This window comes from Mesorhizobium sp. WSM4976 (assembly GCF_029625685.1).
Taxonomy (GTDB): domain Bacteria; phylum Pseudomonadota; class Alphaproteobacteria; order Rhizobiales; family Rhizobiaceae; genus Mesorhizobium.
In genome coordinates this window covers 18,961-35,378 of record NZ_JARTVT010000004.1, presented here as the reverse complement: position 1 = coordinate 35,378, position 16,418 = coordinate 18,961, and the positions used below count along the sequence as shown (strand labels likewise).

Annotated in this window: 16 protein-coding genes, 1 tRNA gene and 1 pseudogene; 8 read left to right on the top strand and 10 right to left on the bottom strand. The window is 63.1% G+C overall.

Annotation, left to right across the window (positions count from 1 at the left end; translation table 11 throughout):
• Positions 1-42: 42 nt before the first annotated feature.
• The 4 genes from P9272_RS05945 to P9272_RS05930 form a co-directional block, all read right to left on the bottom strand.
• Positions 43-1,563 carry a M81 family metallopeptidase gene (locus tag P9272_RS05945; RefSeq protein WP_278159737.1) on the bottom strand — a complete coding sequence of 507 codons (1,521 nt, stop codon included), beginning with the start codon at positions 1,561-1,563 and terminating at the stop codon, positions 43-45.
• A 78-nt stretch (positions 1,564-1,641) separates the two neighbouring features.
• Positions 1,642-2,466, bottom strand: coding sequence for a carbohydrate ABC transporter permease (locus P9272_RS05940; RefSeq protein ID WP_040991530.1), 825 nt, complete (start codon positions 2,464-2,466; stop codon positions 1,642-1,644).
• On the bottom strand, positions 2,463-3,332 hold the full coding sequence (locus tag P9272_RS05935; protein ID WP_278159735.1) for a sugar ABC transporter permease: 870 nt from the start codon (positions 3,330-3,332) through the stop codon (positions 2,463-2,465). The genes P9272_RS05940 and P9272_RS05935 overlap by 4 nt, the downstream gene beginning before the upstream one ends.
• Positions 3,333-3,743: 411 nt before the next feature.
• Positions 3,744-4,970, bottom strand: a complete 1,227-nt coding sequence (locus P9272_RS05930) for a sugar ABC transporter substrate-binding protein (protein ID WP_278159733.1) — start codon at positions 4,968-4,970, stop codon at positions 3,744-3,746.
• 171 nt (positions 4,971-5,141) lie between these two features.
• Between P9272_RS05930 and P9272_RS05925 the strand changes: the two genes are divergently transcribed.
• Genes P9272_RS05925 through P9272_RS05915 form a run of 3 tightly spaced genes read left to right on the top strand, consistent with a single transcriptional unit; the run spans position 5,142 to position 7,871 of the window.
• Positions 5,142-5,912: an SDR family oxidoreductase gene (locus tag P9272_RS05925; RefSeq protein WP_278159731.1), complete on the top strand. Its 771-nt coding sequence runs from the start codon at positions 5,142-5,144 to the stop codon at positions 5,910-5,912.
• Between the two features lie 2 nt (positions 5,913-5,914).
• On the top strand, positions 5,915-6,982 hold the full coding sequence (locus tag P9272_RS05920; protein ID WP_278159729.1) for an ABC transporter ATP-binding protein: 1,068 nt from the start codon (positions 5,915-5,917) through the stop codon (positions 6,980-6,982).
• Between the two features lie 7 nt (positions 6,983-6,989).
• The gene (locus P9272_RS05915) at positions 6,990-7,871 is read left to right on the top strand and encodes a MurR/RpiR family transcriptional regulator (protein ID WP_278159727.1); all 882 of its coding nucleotides are present in this window, start codon (positions 6,990-6,992) and stop codon (positions 7,869-7,871) included.
• A 267-nt stretch (positions 7,872-8,138) separates the two neighbouring features.
• Here the strand turns inward: P9272_RS05915 and P9272_RS05910 are convergent, their stop codons facing one another.
• Positions 8,139-8,453: a DUF167 family protein gene (locus P9272_RS05910; protein ID WP_128257964.1), complete on the bottom strand. Its 315-nt coding sequence runs from the start codon at positions 8,451-8,453 to the stop codon at positions 8,139-8,141.
• Positions 8,453-8,752 (bottom strand): YggT family protein, encoded by a 300-nt coding sequence (locus tag P9272_RS05905; protein WP_112129074.1) that lies wholly within the window; start codon positions 8,750-8,752, stop codon positions 8,453-8,455. Before P9272_RS05905 ends, P9272_RS05910 begins: the two co-directional genes overlap by 1 nt.
• 164 nt (positions 8,753-8,916) lie before the next feature.
• On the opposite strand from P9272_RS05905, the gene P9272_RS05900 reads away from it, so the two are divergent.
• From P9272_RS05900 to P9272_RS05880, 5 genes are all read left to right on the top strand, one after another.
• A tRNA-Ala gene (locus tag P9272_RS05900) sits at positions 8,917-8,992 on the top strand.
• Between the two features lie 176 nt (positions 8,993-9,168).
• Entirely contained in the window at positions 9,169-9,612 is a 444-nt protein-coding gene (locus P9272_RS05895) for a hypothetical protein (RefSeq protein ID WP_128257963.1), read from the top strand.
• 390 nt (positions 9,613-10,002) lie between these two features.
• Positions 10,003-10,440 (top strand): curlin, encoded by a 438-nt coding sequence (locus P9272_RS05890; RefSeq protein ID WP_278159722.1) that lies wholly within the window; start codon positions 10,003-10,005, stop codon positions 10,438-10,440.
• A 59-nt stretch (positions 10,441-10,499) separates the two neighbouring features.
• Positions 10,500-10,901: a curli-like amyloid fiber formation chaperone CsgH gene (gene csgH, locus P9272_RS05885; RefSeq protein ID WP_278159720.1), complete on the top strand. Its 402-nt coding sequence runs from the start codon at positions 10,500-10,502 to the stop codon at positions 10,899-10,901.
• Positions 10,902-11,161: 260 nt separating this feature from the next.
• On the top strand, positions 11,162-11,578 hold the full coding sequence (locus tag P9272_RS05880) for a curlin (protein ID WP_278159718.1): 417 nt from the start codon (positions 11,162-11,164) through the stop codon (positions 11,576-11,578).
• Positions 11,579-11,716: 138 nt separating this feature from the next.
• Here P9272_RS05880 and P9272_RS05875 read toward each other — a convergent pair whose 3' ends face one another.
• The 4 genes and pseudogenes from P9272_RS05875 to P9272_RS05860 form a co-directional block, all read right to left on the bottom strand.
• The gene (locus P9272_RS05875) at positions 11,717-12,127 is read right to left on the bottom strand and encodes a hypothetical protein (protein ID WP_128257959.1); all 411 of its coding nucleotides are present in this window, start codon (positions 12,125-12,127) and stop codon (positions 11,717-11,719) included.
• 368 nt (positions 12,128-12,495) lie between these two features.
• Entirely contained in the window at positions 12,496-13,353 is an 858-nt protein-coding gene (locus tag P9272_RS05870) for an AsmA-like C-terminal region-containing protein (protein WP_278159999.1), read from the bottom strand.
• Positions 13,354-15,191: 1,838 nt separating this feature from the next.
• Positions 15,192-15,656: pseudogene (locus P9272_RS05865) on the bottom strand (AsmA family protein); the annotation flags it as partial.
• 115 nt (positions 15,657-15,771) lie between these two features.
• The gene (locus P9272_RS05860) at positions 15,772-16,266 is read right to left on the bottom strand and encodes a hypothetical protein (RefSeq protein ID WP_278159716.1); all 495 of its coding nucleotides are present in this window, start codon (positions 16,264-16,266) and stop codon (positions 15,772-15,774) included.
• Positions 16,267-16,418: the final 152 nt, after the last annotated feature.

Sequence of the window (16,418 nt, the reverse complement as noted above, 5' to 3'; positions counted from 1 at the left end):
GACGTCTCACTCCGCTGGAGCACCCCCTCATCCGTCTCGGCGCTATCGCGCCGATCCACCTTCCCCCAGAAGGGGAGAAGGGGTCGTTTTATCCCCCCATGGATCCGCCACTCTCGGCCAGATCGGCCGGTTCAGCTTCCTATAATCCGTCTTCGCCGGGTTGCTCGGATAGGAACTCGGCGCCGCGACATAGATGATCTCGGCGGCGATCGGCGCGAAGCCGGCGTAGAAATGGTTGGTCGATTTGATCAGCAAAATGTCCTTGCCCATCGGATCGATGCCGATGTTGGAGAAGACATCCGGCTCGAAGGTCTGGGTGCGGTTGGTGTTCAAGATGACGTCGACCTCGGTGCCTTCGATGCGCACCACCGCAGACGGCCCCAGTGTCACCCGGCTAGGCCCGAAGCTTTGCCAGCCTTCGTTGGTCGTCTTCAGCACAGTGACGCGGGCGTCGATCGGCTCGCCGGCCTGAGGGCCGGCCTTGCCGCCGAAGCGAAGGTCGATGACCGCGCCTTCGCCGGCCGCGTGACAGAAGGTCACCGCGACAGGATCCCAGATCGTCGCCACGCCAACCTTGTTCACCGCGCGCCTGAGCAGCTCGCGCAGCACGATGGTGCCGTCGCCCGGCACGCCGCCGCCCGGGTTGTCCCAGATGTCGGCGATCACCGCGGGCTTGTTCTGGCGCGTCGCGTGCACGGTAAGTGCCTGCTCGATGCCCGCCGAGGCGGACAGCATCGTCATCGCCGTCTTTTCGCGCAGGGCATAGAGCTCGCGCCCAAGGGTTTCCGCCAAAGTATCGCCCTTGGCCTTGTCGTTGTCGGTAACGACCAGGATGCGTGTGCCCATTTCCGGCACGTCGGCGGCCATGAAGCCGTGGATGACCGAGACCGACAGCACCCCATCCTTGCCGTGCAGCGCCTTGATCCTGTCGACGAAGGAGCGCATCGGCTCGCGGCTGGTTGGCAGCACCTGGATCATGCGGCAGTCGAAGGTCGAGATCACCGGCTTGATCTCGCCGCGCGCCGCGGCGAGGCCGAGCTCGACGACATGCTCCCCGCGTTCGTAGAAATCGGTATGCGGGAATTCAAGGAAATAGGCCATGACATTGCAGGCCGCGACCCGCTTCGGCGTCAAATGGCTGTGCGGATCGAACTCCGAGGCGATCACCACTTTCGGCCCGACGATCGCGCGGACACGCTCCAGGAAATCCCCTTCGCAATCATCATAGCCCTGCGCGACCATGGCGCCGTGCAGACCGAGGATGACGGCGTCGACCGGCAGCGCCTCCCTTAGCTGGCCAAGAATCTCGTCACGCAGCCCCTCATAGGTCTGGCGTTGCACCAACCCGCCGGGCTCCGCCCAGGTCGCGGTGCCTTCGATGACGGTGAGCCCTTCCTTCGCGGCGCGCTTGCGCAGCGCGACGATCGGCGAGGAGCAGAGCGTCGGCGTCTCCGGATGCTTGCCCGGACCGGCATAGAAGGCCATCTCGAAAGAGGCCCGGTCGGTCGGGACCGGCGAGAAGGTGTTGGTTTCGGTCGCCAGCGAGGCGGTGAAGATGCGCATGAACGCTCCCTAGACTGCTTGTTTTTCGCAATTCCGGACGAAAACCGCTGCGTAGTTCTCCTGGAATTGCCGGGATTGCTATTTGACGGCCCCGAGCGCAAGGCCCCGGACGAGGTAACGCTGCAGCCAGATGAAAAGGATCGCCACCGGCAGTGTGGCCAGCAGCGTGGCCGCCATGACATGGTGCCATTCGATCGTATAGCGGCCGGCGACGAGCGAGAAAACCTGGATCGGCAGCGTGTAGCTTTCCTGGCTGCGCAGCATGGTGAGGGCGACGACGAACTCGTTCCAGGCGTTGATGAAGGTGAAGATCGCCGTAACCGCGATCGCCGGCAGGCAGAGCGGCAGGAACACTTTGCGCAAGGTCAGCCAGCGGCCGGCGCCTTCCATCCAGGCCGCCTCCTCGAGGTCGCGCGGAATGGTGTCGAAATAGCTCTGCAGCATCCAGACCGTGAAGGCGACGTTGAAGGCCATGTAGATGAAGCCGAGCGCGGTGGTCGATTCGACCAGGCCCCAGGCGGCCATCAGCCGGAACAGTCCTAGCACCAGCACGATCGGCGAAATCATCTGCGAGATCAAAAGGAACTGGCGGAAGGCTCCATAGCCGGCAAAGCGGAAGCGCGACATCGCATAGGCCGCCGGTACCGATATCAGGATCGCGCCGATCGTCGCCAGCGCCGAAACGTAGAGTGAGTTGAGCAGCGCCTGGCCAAAACCGGTCGCCACCCACATGTCGGCGAAATTCGACCAGCGGAATTCACTCGGCCACCAGGTGGGCGTCAGCACCTCGGTGCGTGGCTTGACGGCGGTGAGGAACATCACGGCGAAGGGGAAGATCGTCACCACGATCAACGGAGCGAGCAGCAGCCAGGCGATGACGGTGCGTTTCAGCTTCGGCGTCATACGCGCTGCTCCCTCATGGCGAGGCGCACGTAGATCATGGTGAAGACGAGCAGGATCGCGAACATGACCAGCGACACGGCGGAAGCCTCGCCCAGTTTACCGATTCGGAAGGCGAGCTTGTAGAGATGCGTCACCAATATGTCGGTCGAATTCGCCGGCCCGCCCTGCGTCATCACCCAGATGATCGGGAAGGAGTTGAAGACATAGATGGTGTTGAGCACGATCGCGATGTTGATGAACGGCTTCAGCAGCGGAAAAGTAATTTCGCGGAACTGCTGGAACAGCGTCGCGCCCTCGAGCGCCGCAGCCTCATAGAGATCGTCCGGGATCGAGGAGAGGCCGCCGAGAAAGATCGTGGTGGTGAAGGGCACCGTCACTAATATGCCGATCAGAACCTGCATCGGGAAAGCGGTCCCGGCGCTCGCCAGCCACTGGATGTTCTGGCTGATCAAGCCGAGCTTCATCAGCGCCGAATTCAGCATGCCGCTTTCGCCGTTGAGGGCCCAGCGCCAGACCACTGCGGTCATGGTGAGCGACACCGCCCAGGGCAGCATGACGATGACGCGGGCAAGGTCGCGTCCGTAGAAATCCATGTTGAGGATCATCGCCACCGGGATGGACAAGAGCAGCGCGCCGCCCACGACCAGAACGGTCCAGAGCCCGGTACGCCAAAGTGCTGCGACGAAATCCGGATCGGCGAACAGTTCGGTGAAGTTGACAAGACCACTGAACTCGCGCAACTGGCCGAAGCGGTTGACGTCATGCGTCGAGATCTGGATCAGGTCCCAGACCGGCCAGAAGATCACCACCGCCGCCAAGAGCAGGCTGGGCAGCGTCAGCAGATAAGGCAGGAAACGATTTTGCATCGGCTGGTCTGTACCGCGTTGCGGGTGGAAATTGGATCGCGCTGGCTTAACAATTTGACTTAATCCGCCTCATTCTTCTCAGGACGTCGCTTCAGGGCTTCTTGCTGTGCTGGCCACCTGCCTGCCCGTCCTCCGCGGCGGTTGCGGAAGAGAGCCCTTCCTCTCCCCGGTCGATCGGGGGAGAGGTGTCGAGCGAAGCTCGACGGAGTGGGGGTCGCCTTCTGGGCGCCAGGCGAGGCGATGCTTGCGCCTAATGCCCTTCCAATGTCCGTCCGTCGGGGTTGCCATGTGGTTCCCCCACTCCGTCTCGGCTTCGCCGAGCCACCTCTCCCCCCTCAGGGGGAGAGGAAGAAAAAATGTGGCGCGCCCCGCGGGGGGTAGGGCGCGCCACGGGCGCAGGGAGATACGCCCTTATTTCTTGAGCACCGCGTTGGCCTTGGCCGCCGCGTCCTTCAAGCCAGCCTCGGGATCGCCGCCGAGATAGATCTTCTGCATGGCGTCCGAGGTGATCTGGGCGATCTCCTCCCAGCCCGGGATGACCGGCGCGAAGCGGGCGTCGGGCAGAAGCGCGGTGAAGGCGGCGAGGTCGGCGTTGTGGACGTAATAGTCCATCTTCGCTTCTTCCTTGTTCACTGGCAGGAAGCCTTCGCCCTGCGTGAACTTGGCGCGCTGCTCCTTGGTGAACAGGAAGTCGAGCAGCTTCCAGGCCTCGTCCTTGTTCTTGGAGTTCTTGAACATGATGATGGAGTCGGTGACGCCATAGGTGCCGCGCGCGCCGGTCGGGCCGGCAGGGATGGCGGCGACGCCGTATTTCAAGTTCGGCGCTTCTTCCTTGATCTGGTTGGACAAGAAGGGCGCGGTGATCATCATGCCGACCTTGCCCTGCTTGAACAGGTTCTGCACGTCCTCGCGGTTGTTCGAGGTGACGCCCGGTTCGGTCAGGCCCTCATCGATCATCGACTTGTAGAGCTTGGCGGCTTCGAGCGCGCCGGGCGTGCCCAGACCGGAGGTGCCGTCCTTGTTGAGGATCTCGGTGCCGAAGGACCACATCGCATAATAGTAGTAGACGTCGGTCTCGATCTCCTTGCCCTGCAGGCCGTAGCCGAAGGCGCCGACCGCCTTGATCTTGCGGGCGTCTTCCTGCAGCTCGGTCCAGGTCGCCGGCGGCTTGGCGATGCCGGCCTTCTCGAACAGCTCCTTGTTGTAATACATGGCGCGCGCCGAAGCCGCGATCGGCAGGCCATAGGTGTGGCCATTCATGATCGAGGGCTGCAGGAATGTGTCGATGAACCGGTCCTTGAACTCGGGCTTGATGTAGCTGTCGAGCGGCTCGGCGACGTCCTGCTGCACGAAATCGATCAGCCAGCGCGTGCCGATGATCGAGAGATCCGCATTGGTGCCGGCGGTGATATCGGTGGTGAGCTTCTGCAGCAGCACGTCCCACGGCACCACTTCATATTTGATGGTGATGCCGGGATTGGCCGCCTCGAATTCCTTCTTCACCGCTTCGAAATAGGGGCCGGTCTTGGCGCTGTATTCGGCGACGGTGACGCGCACCTCGCCGGCATCCGCCGGCGCTGCCAGCGCCAGCATGCTCATTCCGGCCAACAGGCCGACAGTCCATTTTGCAAGGCTCATCTGATTTCTCCCATTGATGCACGTTGGCGCCTGGCCCTTAGGAGCACAGGATTTATGTTACTTTCCTACATTATCCATGATTTAACGACGCGCAAGCGGATTATCATGTTGCTTAATTACATTTGGTTGGCTAGCGTGCCGGTTTAGAATAAGGGGTGGAGGAGACGCAGCGTGAGCTCGACAGCCGAGTTCGAAGGCAAGACCGTCGTTGTCACCGGCGCCGGCGGCGGCCTCGGCTCGGCGATCGTCGAGCTCATGGCCGAGCGCGGCGCGCGCATCGTCGGCTGCGACCAGTCGATGGAGGCGCTGGCCAGTCCGCATATCGCCTCACGCCATGTCTTCAACCTGCTCGACCGGGCCTCGATCGAAGCGGCGATCCCGGCGTTGCTCGACAAGGACGGCGTGCCCGACATACTGATCAACAATGCCGGCTGGACGCGTGCCGAGACCCTGAAGGCGCTGACGGCGGAGAAAATCGAGCAGGAGCTCGACCTCAACTTGACCGGCGTGATGAGTTTCGCCGACCCGCTCATCAAGGCGATGGCGGCGCGCGGCTCAGGCAACGTTGTGTTCATCTCCTCGGTCAACGCCATCTCGCATTTCGGCAATCCGGCCTATGCCGCCGCCAAGGCCGGCATCAACGCCTATGCCAAATCGGTCGCCGTCGAGCTCGGCCGCAGCGGGTTGCGCGCCAATGTGGTGTGCCCGGGATCGATCCGTACCGCCGCGTGGGACCATCGCCTGGCCAAGGACCCCGAGATCCTCGGCCGGCTGAAGCGGCTCTATCCGCTCGGCCGCATCGTCAATGCTTCCGAAGTGGCGGAGGCGGTGGCCTTCCTTGCCTCCAACCGCGCTTCCGGCATAACAGGTGCCGTGGTGCCCGTGGATGCCGGGCTGACAGCCGGTTACCTGCCTTTCATCGACGACATATTGGGAGCGTGACCATGACCGACGTCCAGTTCCGCAACCTGTCGAAATCCTTCGGCCAGCACAAAATCCTGGAGGACATCAATCTCGACATCAAAAGCGGCGAGTTCGTCGTGCTGGTCGGCCCGTCCGGCTGCGGCAAGTCCACCTTGTTGCGCATGCTGGCCGGGCTGGAGACGATCACCTCCGGCGATCTCGTCATCGGCGGCACGCGCGCCAACGACCTGCCGCCGCAGAAGCGCAACATCGCCATGGTGTTCCAGTCCTACGCGCTGTTCCCGCATCTGAAGGCGTCGGAGAATATCGGCTTCGGCCCGAAGATCCGCGGCGAGAACCGCGCCGCGATCGACGACAAGGTCAAGAAGGCCTCGGGCGTGCTGAACCTCTTCTCCTATCTCGATCGCTATCCACGGCAGTTGTCGGGCGGCCAGCGCCAGCGCGTCGCGATGGGCCGCGCCATCGTGCGCGAGCCTTCGGTTTTCCTGTTCGACGAGCCGCTTTCCAATCTCGACGCGCAGCTTCGCGTGCAGATGCGCACTGAGATCAAGGCGCTGCACCAGCGGCTGAAATCGACCATCGTCTACGTCACCCACGATCAGATCGAGGCCATGACCATGGCCGACCGCATCGTGGTGATGGACCGCGGTCGCATCCAGCAGGTGGGGCAGCCGCTGGAGCTTTACGATCGACCTGCCAACAAATTCGTCGCCAGCTTCATCGGCTCGCCGTCGATGAGTTTTGTCTCCGGCGCGTTGAAGACGGCCGGCGCCAAGTCCTGGTTCGAGACCAAAGGCGGCGGCCGGCTGGCGCTTGCCGCCAGCGCGGCTTCCGGCAGCGACACGGTCGAGGCCGGCATCCGGCCCGAGCACTTCGTGGTCGGCGCCGGCGACGAGGCCATCGCCATCAAGGTCGATGTCGTCGAGCCGACCGGCTCGGAAACCCATGTCTACGGTTCGGTCGGCGACGACACGGTGCGCGCGGTGTTCCGCGACCGGCTGCAGATCAAGCCGGGCGACCGGCTGCCGGTGAGCGTCGACCCGCGCAACATCCACCTTTTCGACAAGGCGACGGGCCTGCCACTGTGAGAAGACGATGAAGAGCCCGGCCGACATCATCACCCGCCTGCAATTGATGTCGCAAGACGGCACCAAGTCGGACCGACGGCTGGCCGGGCTGGTGCTTTCCGACCTTGATTTCGCCTCCAAGGCCGCCATCTCGGAGATCGCCGCGCGCGTCGGCGTCAGCGAGCCGACCGTCACCCGCTTCTGCCGCAATCTCGGCTGCGAGGGCTTGCGCGATTTCAAGTTCTATCTCGCCCAGGCGATCGCCATCGGCGGCCAGTATCTGTCGCCGGAGCCGCTCAGCCGCGACGCGCGCGAGCAGCGCATCGCGTCGGCCATCACCGAGGCGGCGATCGCCGCCATCCAGCGCGCCAGCGAGAATCTCGACATGACGACGCTGATGGATGTCGCCGCCCGGATTGCAAGCTCCGGCAATGTGCTCTGCATCGGCTCCGGCGGCATCTCCTCGATGATGGCGACCGAGATGCAGAACCGGCTGTTCCGGCTCGGTCTCTCGGCGCTCGCCCAGACCGACGGCCAGCTACAGCGCATGTATGCCGCCGTCGCGACGCCGGAGACGACGCTGCTTGCCTTCTCCGTTTCGGGCTATGCGCGCTCGGTGATCGAGGCTGTGGAGGTGGCGCAGCAATACGGCGCCGCCACCGTCGCCATCACCGCGCCGGACTCGGCCTTGGCCAAGGTTGCAGATACGGTCATCCTGCTGCAGTCGGTCGAGGACGGCAACATCTACAAGCCGACCTCGTCGCGCTACGCGCTTCTGGCCATCCTCGACATGATCGCCACCACGGTGGCGGAATCACGCGGGCCGAAAGTGCTGGAGAATCTGCGCCGCATCAAGCAGAGCGTGAACACGCTCAAGGTGGACGATCCGAAGCTGCCGCTGGGGGATTGAAGCGATAAATTTCGCCTGCGGCAGGCAAAATTGCCCGCCCGCAAGCTGCTCAATCTCCAACCGCCGCGCCGCCCTCATCCGCCTGCCGGCACCTGCTCCCCGTAAACGGGGAGAAGGCTGGCCGCAACCTCGGCGCCATTTTCTGCAACGTCGATGATTGGCGAAATCGTCGGCGATAGCGGCTTTCTCCCCGTCACCAAACGGGGAGAAATGCCCGGCAGGGCAATGAGGGGCAGCGCCTACCAGGGAAATCTGGTCAATGCGGTCTCAATTGCCGATGAGAGCTTCAACGCTTTTGGTCAATGTCCTTGGTTCCCCCACGACCCGCAGCGTCTTCAACCGCGACGTGCCGCCGGCGACCACCGAAACGGCCGATACTGGCACACCCAGCGCCTTGGCCATCATCCGTTCCAGCGCTTGATTGGCGGCGCCGTTCTCCGGCACGGCGCGCACGCGGGCCTTGAGATGGCTGCGCCCGTCGGCGGCGGTCTCGACGCCGTCGATCCGGTCGAGCGCCGCTTTCGGCGTCAGCCGCACGAAGAGGTCGATGCCGTTCTCGCGCGGCCGAAACGGCGTGCTCATCAGCCGCCGGTGACCACCCAGGACCAGACCGTGGTGACCAGGAACTGCCGGATGAAGAAAAGGATCAGAAGCAGGATGATCGGCGAAATGTCGATGCCGCCGAGATCGGGCATGAAGCGGCGGATCGGGCGCAGGGCCGGCTCGGTCAACCGATAGAGCATGTTGCCGACGCTGCCGACGAACTGGTTGCGCGAGTTAACGACATTGAAGGCGTAGAGCCAGGAAAAGATCGCCGAGGCGATGATGATCCACCAATAGATATCAAGCGCCATGACGATGGTCTGAATAAGGGCGATCATGCCGGTCTCCGAATTGTCGCCGACATGTAGCCATTGCTTGGCGTGCGGGCAAGGCCCGCGGGCTTGGCGAGCGGGCAAGTCCCGCCCGCACGGGTCTGTGGCTGGCCCATCGTTTCGCCTTGACATCAAACGGGCGCGACCGATACAAGCCGATCCGCTGGAACGGGGCTGTAGCTCAGCTGGGAGAGCGCATCGTTCGCAATGATGAGGTCAGGGGTTCGATCCCCCTCAGCTCCACCAGCCAGCACAAGCGTTCGCTTGTCGACGGCTTCTGCCTCCTCGCTCGCCATTTCGTGACCGCCGGATTTCGGGCCGCGTGCCTGGAACCAATGGCGGGGCAATTCGGTTCAGCTATAGTTTTGAAGCTGATAATGCCCAGCCCGCTGGGTAAGCGGCGATTCTCGAGGAGTTCCATCATGCAGATTTCGTCCAGGTTCCGTTCAGTCGCGGTTGCGGCAATCGCCGCCGCAGGCGTGAGCATTGCCAGCGCCGCGCATGCCGACAGCGGCACGATCCGCTTCTCCGTTTACAAGGCGGCCTTTTTCATTGGCGGCTCCGGCGGCGAAGGCACGCTGACTTTCCATGGTAAACGCTATCCGATCTCGATCGGCGGCGTCTCGGGCGGCCTCGCCTTCGGCGCGTCCAAAACCTATTTCCAGGGCAGGGTGCGCCATATCCGTCGCGCCAGCGATGTGACGGGCGTCTATGGAGCTGCCGGCGGCGGCGGCGCGCTCGGCAGAGGCGCCCAGGTGATCGTCATGACCAATGACAAGGGCGCCCAGCTCGAGCTCACCGGCAGGCAGGTCGGCCTGCAGGTCAATGCCGATCTCAGCGGCATCAGCATCGCGCTGAAGCGATAGGGCCGTCACTTTCTGGCACTCCCGGGAGAGCTACCCGGGAGTGCCATTCGATCGCGGAATGAGCGCCCCAGGTTTACGCTAAAACACGTTCGCTAACCGAATATCCTTGGCGCATTCAGGTAGCTTGAAATCAATTTTGTTTTTCGTCGCACGGGTCAGTGCGCCATCGGCGCAGCCCCTTCTGCGCTGATTCTCGGTCAAACCCTCATCGGCAGATTGTCCCGCATCTTGGCCTTGCCTGACTGAATAGCGGAGCGCTCCAATCCTGGAACGTCCGAACGCAACGGTCATGAACGTTCACTGAATGGAGCCTTCAGCCTCCGTTCCGAGTGACTTCCCTACAAAGGGCCGTTCAACAAGCGGTCCCCCGCCGCATCGAAGGAGAAGTCCATGACCCGCACATCGATCATCGCAACGGCCTTAGCCGCAGTCGTTGGTTTCACCGCCATCGCGCCCGCCATGGCCAACGACGTCAACATCGAACAATATGGCTGGCGCAATTCCGCAGGCGGCGCCCAGCATGGCTACCGTAACCGCGTCCATTTCCACCAGGATGGCCGCTTCAACACCGCGATCGGTCAGCAATATGGTCGTCGCAACCTCTCGGTGATCGGGCAGCAGGGCGTAAACAACTACGGCGCGACTTATCAGTACGGCAACCGAAACGCTGCGGGCATTGCCCAGATCGGCTCGAACCACACCGCGATCCTGACGCAGGACGGCAACGGCAACATCGCAGCCGGCGTTCAGGTCGGCCATGGGTGCAATGCCGACGTCAGCCAGGGTGGCAGCGGCAATGTAGCCGCCTTCGTCCAGGATTGCCCCTGAACCACGGTGGCCGGCAATGGTTTGCCGTCCACCATCCTGGTAGTGCGAGGAGATCATCCATGACCAGACTGGACAAGCATGCGACGGCGGCATGGGCCGCGCTCCTGGCTGCGATAACCGCTGGCGCGACAGGCGCGACGGCCGGCAAGGATCGCTCGACTTCCGGGCCGGTGCGATGCGAGATACGGGATACGATTGAAGCAGACGCCATCCTGCTGGAGCCCCTAGTCTATGCTGACAAGAGCACCAGCGGCACCTACACGATCAGCCTCTCGGGAGATGGTGCGTCCGGCTCCGCCAATATCCGGCAGGGCGGCGTCTTCGAAGCCGGTCCGGGCAATCCCGCATCCCTCGGCCGGATGAGCTTGGGAGCGGATGGCGCTGCCTACGACGTCAAGCTGAAAGTGATCGCAGGCGACACGAGCGTCAGCTGCGTCAAGCAAGTGCCTGACGCAACCTGAGCGTCGGTTCTGCCGGTCGGTCGATCGAAAGGAGGGCTCCGGGCACCGGAGCCCTCTGCCATTTCCCGCCCCGGAGTAGCTTCGGGGCGGAAGCTTGCCGTCCAGATCACACTAAGAAAACATCCAGAGCCGCTGGTGATCTGTCGAAGCCTGAACCAATGCCGGATCTTGAACGGCTGCTGAACGATCCCTTCCGTCATGGTTCAGCCTGGTTATGCGACTGTCCCCCATCGACGGTCGAACCTGCCAGGAGACGTAACATGAACCGCCAGATCACAAAGCTCATCCACGCCACCGTGCTCGCCGCCGCCATCGGCCTGCCCCTTGCTTCCGCTCCCGCAGAAGCGGGCGGTTCGATCGGGTTCTACTACTCGCCTCGGACGGCCCGCGATGCGCGGGCGCTGGATCTCGGTCTACGCGCCTATTCGGCCTATAACGGGCTGCGCAGCGGTGCCCATATCAGGCAGCTCGGTAGGAACAATCGTGCCGGCATAGGTCAGGACGGTGCCGGCAACCTCGGCGTAATTCGGCAGGAGGGCAGTGGACACATCGCCATCTTGCGGCAGGACGGCAACGACAATTCCTACGGAATTTTCCAGTTCGGCAGAAACACCGATGCCAACGTCGCGCAGGCCGGCGACGGCCAGAGCGGTGCTGCCGTGCTGTTCGGCTGGTAGGCGAGAAATCGCCGGATTGCGGATACGTGGACGGCGGTCCGGCCGCGTATCCGCCGTCGATTGTCTTCGTCACATCCTGCCATGCCTGCAAGCGGGCCTCTGCAAAAAGCGCAGGCAGCTCCGGCCCCCTGGGTAGGCTCAATTGTCCCAGTCATCCCAATTGTCTTCGTCCTGTGGCGGGTAGTTTGGAACGACCCGGATAATCGGCCGCGGACGCTGATAGCGCCAGTCATACCCGTCCGGCGGCTGCGGCTCATAGGTGCGATAAGCGGGTTGGTAATAATGTTTCCGCTTCCAGTATTGATGCCTCTTGTGCGGCCGAACGCAGTAGCCGTCATCGGTCAGATAAGCGCATGTGACATGCGCCTCCTGCACCAGGCTATTTCCAGCCGGCACGCCAATCGTCGGCGCCGCCTCGACCGCCGGCATCATCGCCAGCATGGTCCCGGCAAGGGCAAGAACAGATAGTTTCATCGGCCTCTCCAACGTCTCCAGAATAAGGCCGGAGGAACGTCCCGATTTGGGGCGATTTGCGGCGGCCGAGATCACTTTGATTTTCCGCTGCACATATGAGCGTTAGATCATGTACCGGGCCGGCGTCAGGCTGAGGTCAGAGCGACCGCTTTCGCGCAATCCCTAGCTCCCCGACACAGGATTTTTGAAAGGTGCCGTTCGTCTTGGCGTAAGATTTGCCATTCACTCCGTGAAATCATCGCAAACGCCAGGGTTGGTTGAAGCCGCCCCAACCTCGACATCCGAGGGTCTTCGCGACGGAGCTTCGCTCCTGCTTCGCCCTAGAATGATGATCGCGATGGGCGTTTCGGCCAATCTCCAACGCATGCCTTGCCAATGCGAACCGAGCTGACCTGTCAAAACCCCTGTGCAGTGCCACTGGCGTTCCCGGCGCGCCCCTAACGCTAGTTGCCCAACTGATCGAGAAGCGTGTCTATTTCCCCCTTCTTGGGCGCTTCGGGAGAATCAGGCGCAGCTTGCGGGTCGACCGGTGTGGGTTCGGCCGCCGGCGCGGCGATCTCTGCCTCGGTCCCGCTGCCGGTTTTCGAACTTGGCGGCGGCGCCCTGTTTTCCGTATCGCCGTTGTCGGGCGCCGCGGCTGCCCCCGGAGGGGCAGGCGGAGCTTTGGGCCGGGGCGGGGCGTTGCGCAGAATGTTGCCCAGCAGATCGGCGGCTCCCTTGCCGGAGCCGTCTGCGTTCGAGCCTGTCTGGCCCGGGATCAGCTTGTCGAGATTGAGTTTTCCGGTTGGCAGACCGAGGCGGCTCAACATATCCAGCGCGCCCTGCGGGTCCTTGGCCAACGCGCTCACATCCGGATAAGCACGGGGCGCGGAGAGCGGGCCCTGGACCACGATCGGCACCCCGATGCCCTTCACGGCGACGTCGCCTCCCTGCCCGGCAAGCGAAGCGACGACGCGGGGGTTGAGACGCATGTCGATGGTCTGGTCGGCGAGGTCGATCCTGCCCGCACCGTCCATCCGCACCAGCGGGCCCAGCAGGCTGATGTCCGTCGTCTGCGCGACGCCGTTGTCGATCGCGAATGAGGCGCCGAGTTCGGTGAATGTCGTCTTCTTGGCCTGATCTTGCTTGAAGCCGCCGGCGAGCAGCCCGACCAAATTGTTATAGACCTCCGCTATGTCGATGCCGCGGAAGGCGCCGTCGCTGAATTTCGTCGCTGCCTTGCCGCGGAGGGAGCGGGTAAGCGATTTCGTGGTCTTGCCAGAGCCTGAAACCGCGACCGTCGCATCGAGCGTTCCTTCGATGCGATGAAATCCGCCGCGTCATCAAGCAAGGGCGCCGCAGCCGCGCCGGTGATCGCTGTGTTGAGGTCCAGAGAAGCGGCATCGCCGGAGCCGTCGGCGGTCATCTCCGCAGCAATCGTGCCGCCGTAGAAGCGGCTTTGCGGCACATTCAAGTGAGCCTTGCCATTCGCCACCGTCAGGCTGGTTGCCACCGGCCCGGCGAAGAGCTTTCCATAACCGAGCTTGTCGGCCTGGATATCCGCCTTGGCATCAAGTCCCTTGAGGAAGGAGAGATCGATCGGCGCGTCGGCTGCCGCGCTTGGTTTTTGTTTGCCGCCGGCCGCGGCCCCAGCGCCGCCAGCGAACGCTGCAAGGTCGAGTTTCGCGAAATTGAGCGACGTCCGGATGGTGAGAGGCTCCCCCAGTTTCACCGAGCCTTGCCCCGACGCCTTGACGCCGTTCAATGTGGCGGTGGCCTTCTGGAAGGAGAATTGCGTTGGGCTAGCGTCGACATCGCCCTTGAAGGCAAAGTCCCGCAGGCTGCGGGAAGCGCCTTGTCCCAGCCATTGCATCAGTCTGTCGACCGAGGGCGATGTGGCAGAGACCTGGCCCTTGAACGTGCCGCCACCGCCGACAGTGCCGCTTATGCTGCCTTCGAGAAATTTGGAGGAAACCGAAAGGCTGATCGGGCCGGACGAGTCGGCAACGGAGCCGCCGGCTACAAAGGATGCCGGCGCGATCTGAGACTTGAAGGCAACGGCCTGCCCCCGCCAGGCAAGCTTGCCTGTGACATCGACCGGCTTGCCGATATCGCGAACCTTCGCATCAAGGGTGAGCCCGGTGATTTCGTCGGCCGTTCGGGTTTCGGCAAGCGCCGCAAGCGGAAGCTTGCCTTCTCGAATCCCGACCGTTCCCTGCAGATTGGCGCTGGTGCGGATCCACTCGGCGGTAAGCCCGCGAAAAGCGAATCCCATATCGGCCGTGAGCTTGCCCGACAATGGCACGGATTGTCCGGCAAGCTTCGCCAATGACACGATGTCCAGCCCGGAACTCGCGATATTGCCCCGTATGGTCGGAGGTGTTTCACCGACATTCGTCGAGGCGTTCGCCGTGAGGCTTCCCGCGTCCAGGCCGAAGTGCTCGAGCTTTGTCGCGAGATGCCCGCCGCGCAACGTCGCGGCGATCTGGACATCGGAAGCCCGTATCTTGCCGCCGACCAGTTCATCGATTGTCACGCTGATGTCGGCGTCGAAAGCGGCCAGCATGGCAAGGTCGGGCTCTCCGGAACCAGCAGCTGTTTTGCTCGCGCTGGAACCAGCCCTTCCGAGATCGCTCAAGGCGTCGATGTCGAAGCGCCGGGCCGCCAGGTCGGCTAAGAAGTGATGCCGCACCCCCGGCTGAAACAGCGCATCCATCTGGAAGCTCTGGTCGCCGATCTCGAACTTTCCGCCCTTGATCTGATAGCTCCCATTGCCGTTGAGCTGGATCTCGCCGCTCGCCTGCAAGGCAGAGAATTTGGCAACGGGCGCCGGGTCGAGCTGCGCCTCGACGGCGATTTGGGCGGGCAGCCTTTTCAGGATAGGCCTCAAGGCGGAAAGGCTGCCGCTCATTTCAACGCGGCGGCCGTTGCTGGTGCCGGCCAATGAAAACGAGACCTCCCGATCGAGGTCCGGAACCCTCAGATCAGCGTCGATTGCAGTCACCTTGGCGGCCTTTACGGTCGACGCGTCCGAGGTGAGGGTGCCGTTCGTTATCGTCAGCTGGTTGATCGCCAGCCGCTCGAGCGTGTCGACAACCGCCGCGAACGGATCGGCCTGAACCTCCTTCTGTTCCGGCGCTGGCTCCGCGTTCGCCGAAGCCTTGAGCGCGATTGTCGGATCCGCCAATGCGACCGACTGAATCTCAAGTTTTTTCGACCACAGCGACGACAGCGTCACCGATGTCGAGAATCGCGGAGCGGAAATCGCGATGTTGCCCGAGCCGGTCGAGAGCGAGATATCGTCCGCGACGACTGCCAGCCTGGGCAGGAGCGACAGTCGGATGGGTCCGTCCAGCCTGATGGTCATGCCGGTCGCGGACGAAAGTTGCCGACCCAGTTCGGCGCGAACCCAGTCGGTTGAAACAAGAGCGGGCAGAAGGAAGAGTAGCCCGACGACAAGGACGACGGCTACGGCGAGTGCAGCGACGATCTTTCTCACATCGACCAGCCAAATGATTGGAAGAATCAGTATCGTTAAACATACATGCTTCCGGCGCCCGACTGAATCCGGCCGGAATTTTCGGACCTGGCTCGCGGTGGTCTCGGGCTTTTTTGCCAGGCCCATCGCGATCGAAACAATGGTCCGGCATGTTGCGCTCGGCGTCTCCGAAAAAAGCCTGGCGCCACTCACCCCGGAGGACGCCGACGCAAACGGCGGCTTCGGACCGGCCTGATCCCACTCATCGGGAAACTGCCGTCGCTATGTGATTGCGTTGGCGCGCATAGGCCACGCAGGCGTCCACCGTGCTGACGCAGAGCGCATCGACGCTGTTCGGCAGGTTGTTGTCGCCGGCATAGGCGACTTCGGCCACACGACCGCCGATCATGCGGATCTGCGTGTTGCAGTAGCCACCGGGCGCGACGTTGACCGACCCGCCGACCGCGGGGATCGCGCCCACGGCCATCGTCGGCACTGCGATGCTGAGATTGCCGCGTTGAACAGTGCGTTGATAGGTCCAAATCTGGCCGGATGATCCCATATCGGCGGTCGCGGTCGGAAAGCCGGCGCACATGCGGACATCGGCCTCGCTGAGACCGACCGTCTCCTTGCGGGCAGCGGCCGTGGTGGGGTCGACCTTGGCGATGCTCGATGTGTCGTCTGGGATGACGCAGGACGACAGGATGGAGATGCCTGCCGCGACAAAGGCAAGTTTTCGAATACGCAAGGATGTCATGCCGTCGGTCGGAGTTGCGTGCCGCCCCAGCGCCCTCCTCCCTACCTAGGCAATCGACCAAACGCGTCAAGCCGAGATAGACGCGGACATGCCGCGCTATATCTTTGCTTTTACGCAATTCCGGACGGAAAACCGCTCACACTTTTCCTGGA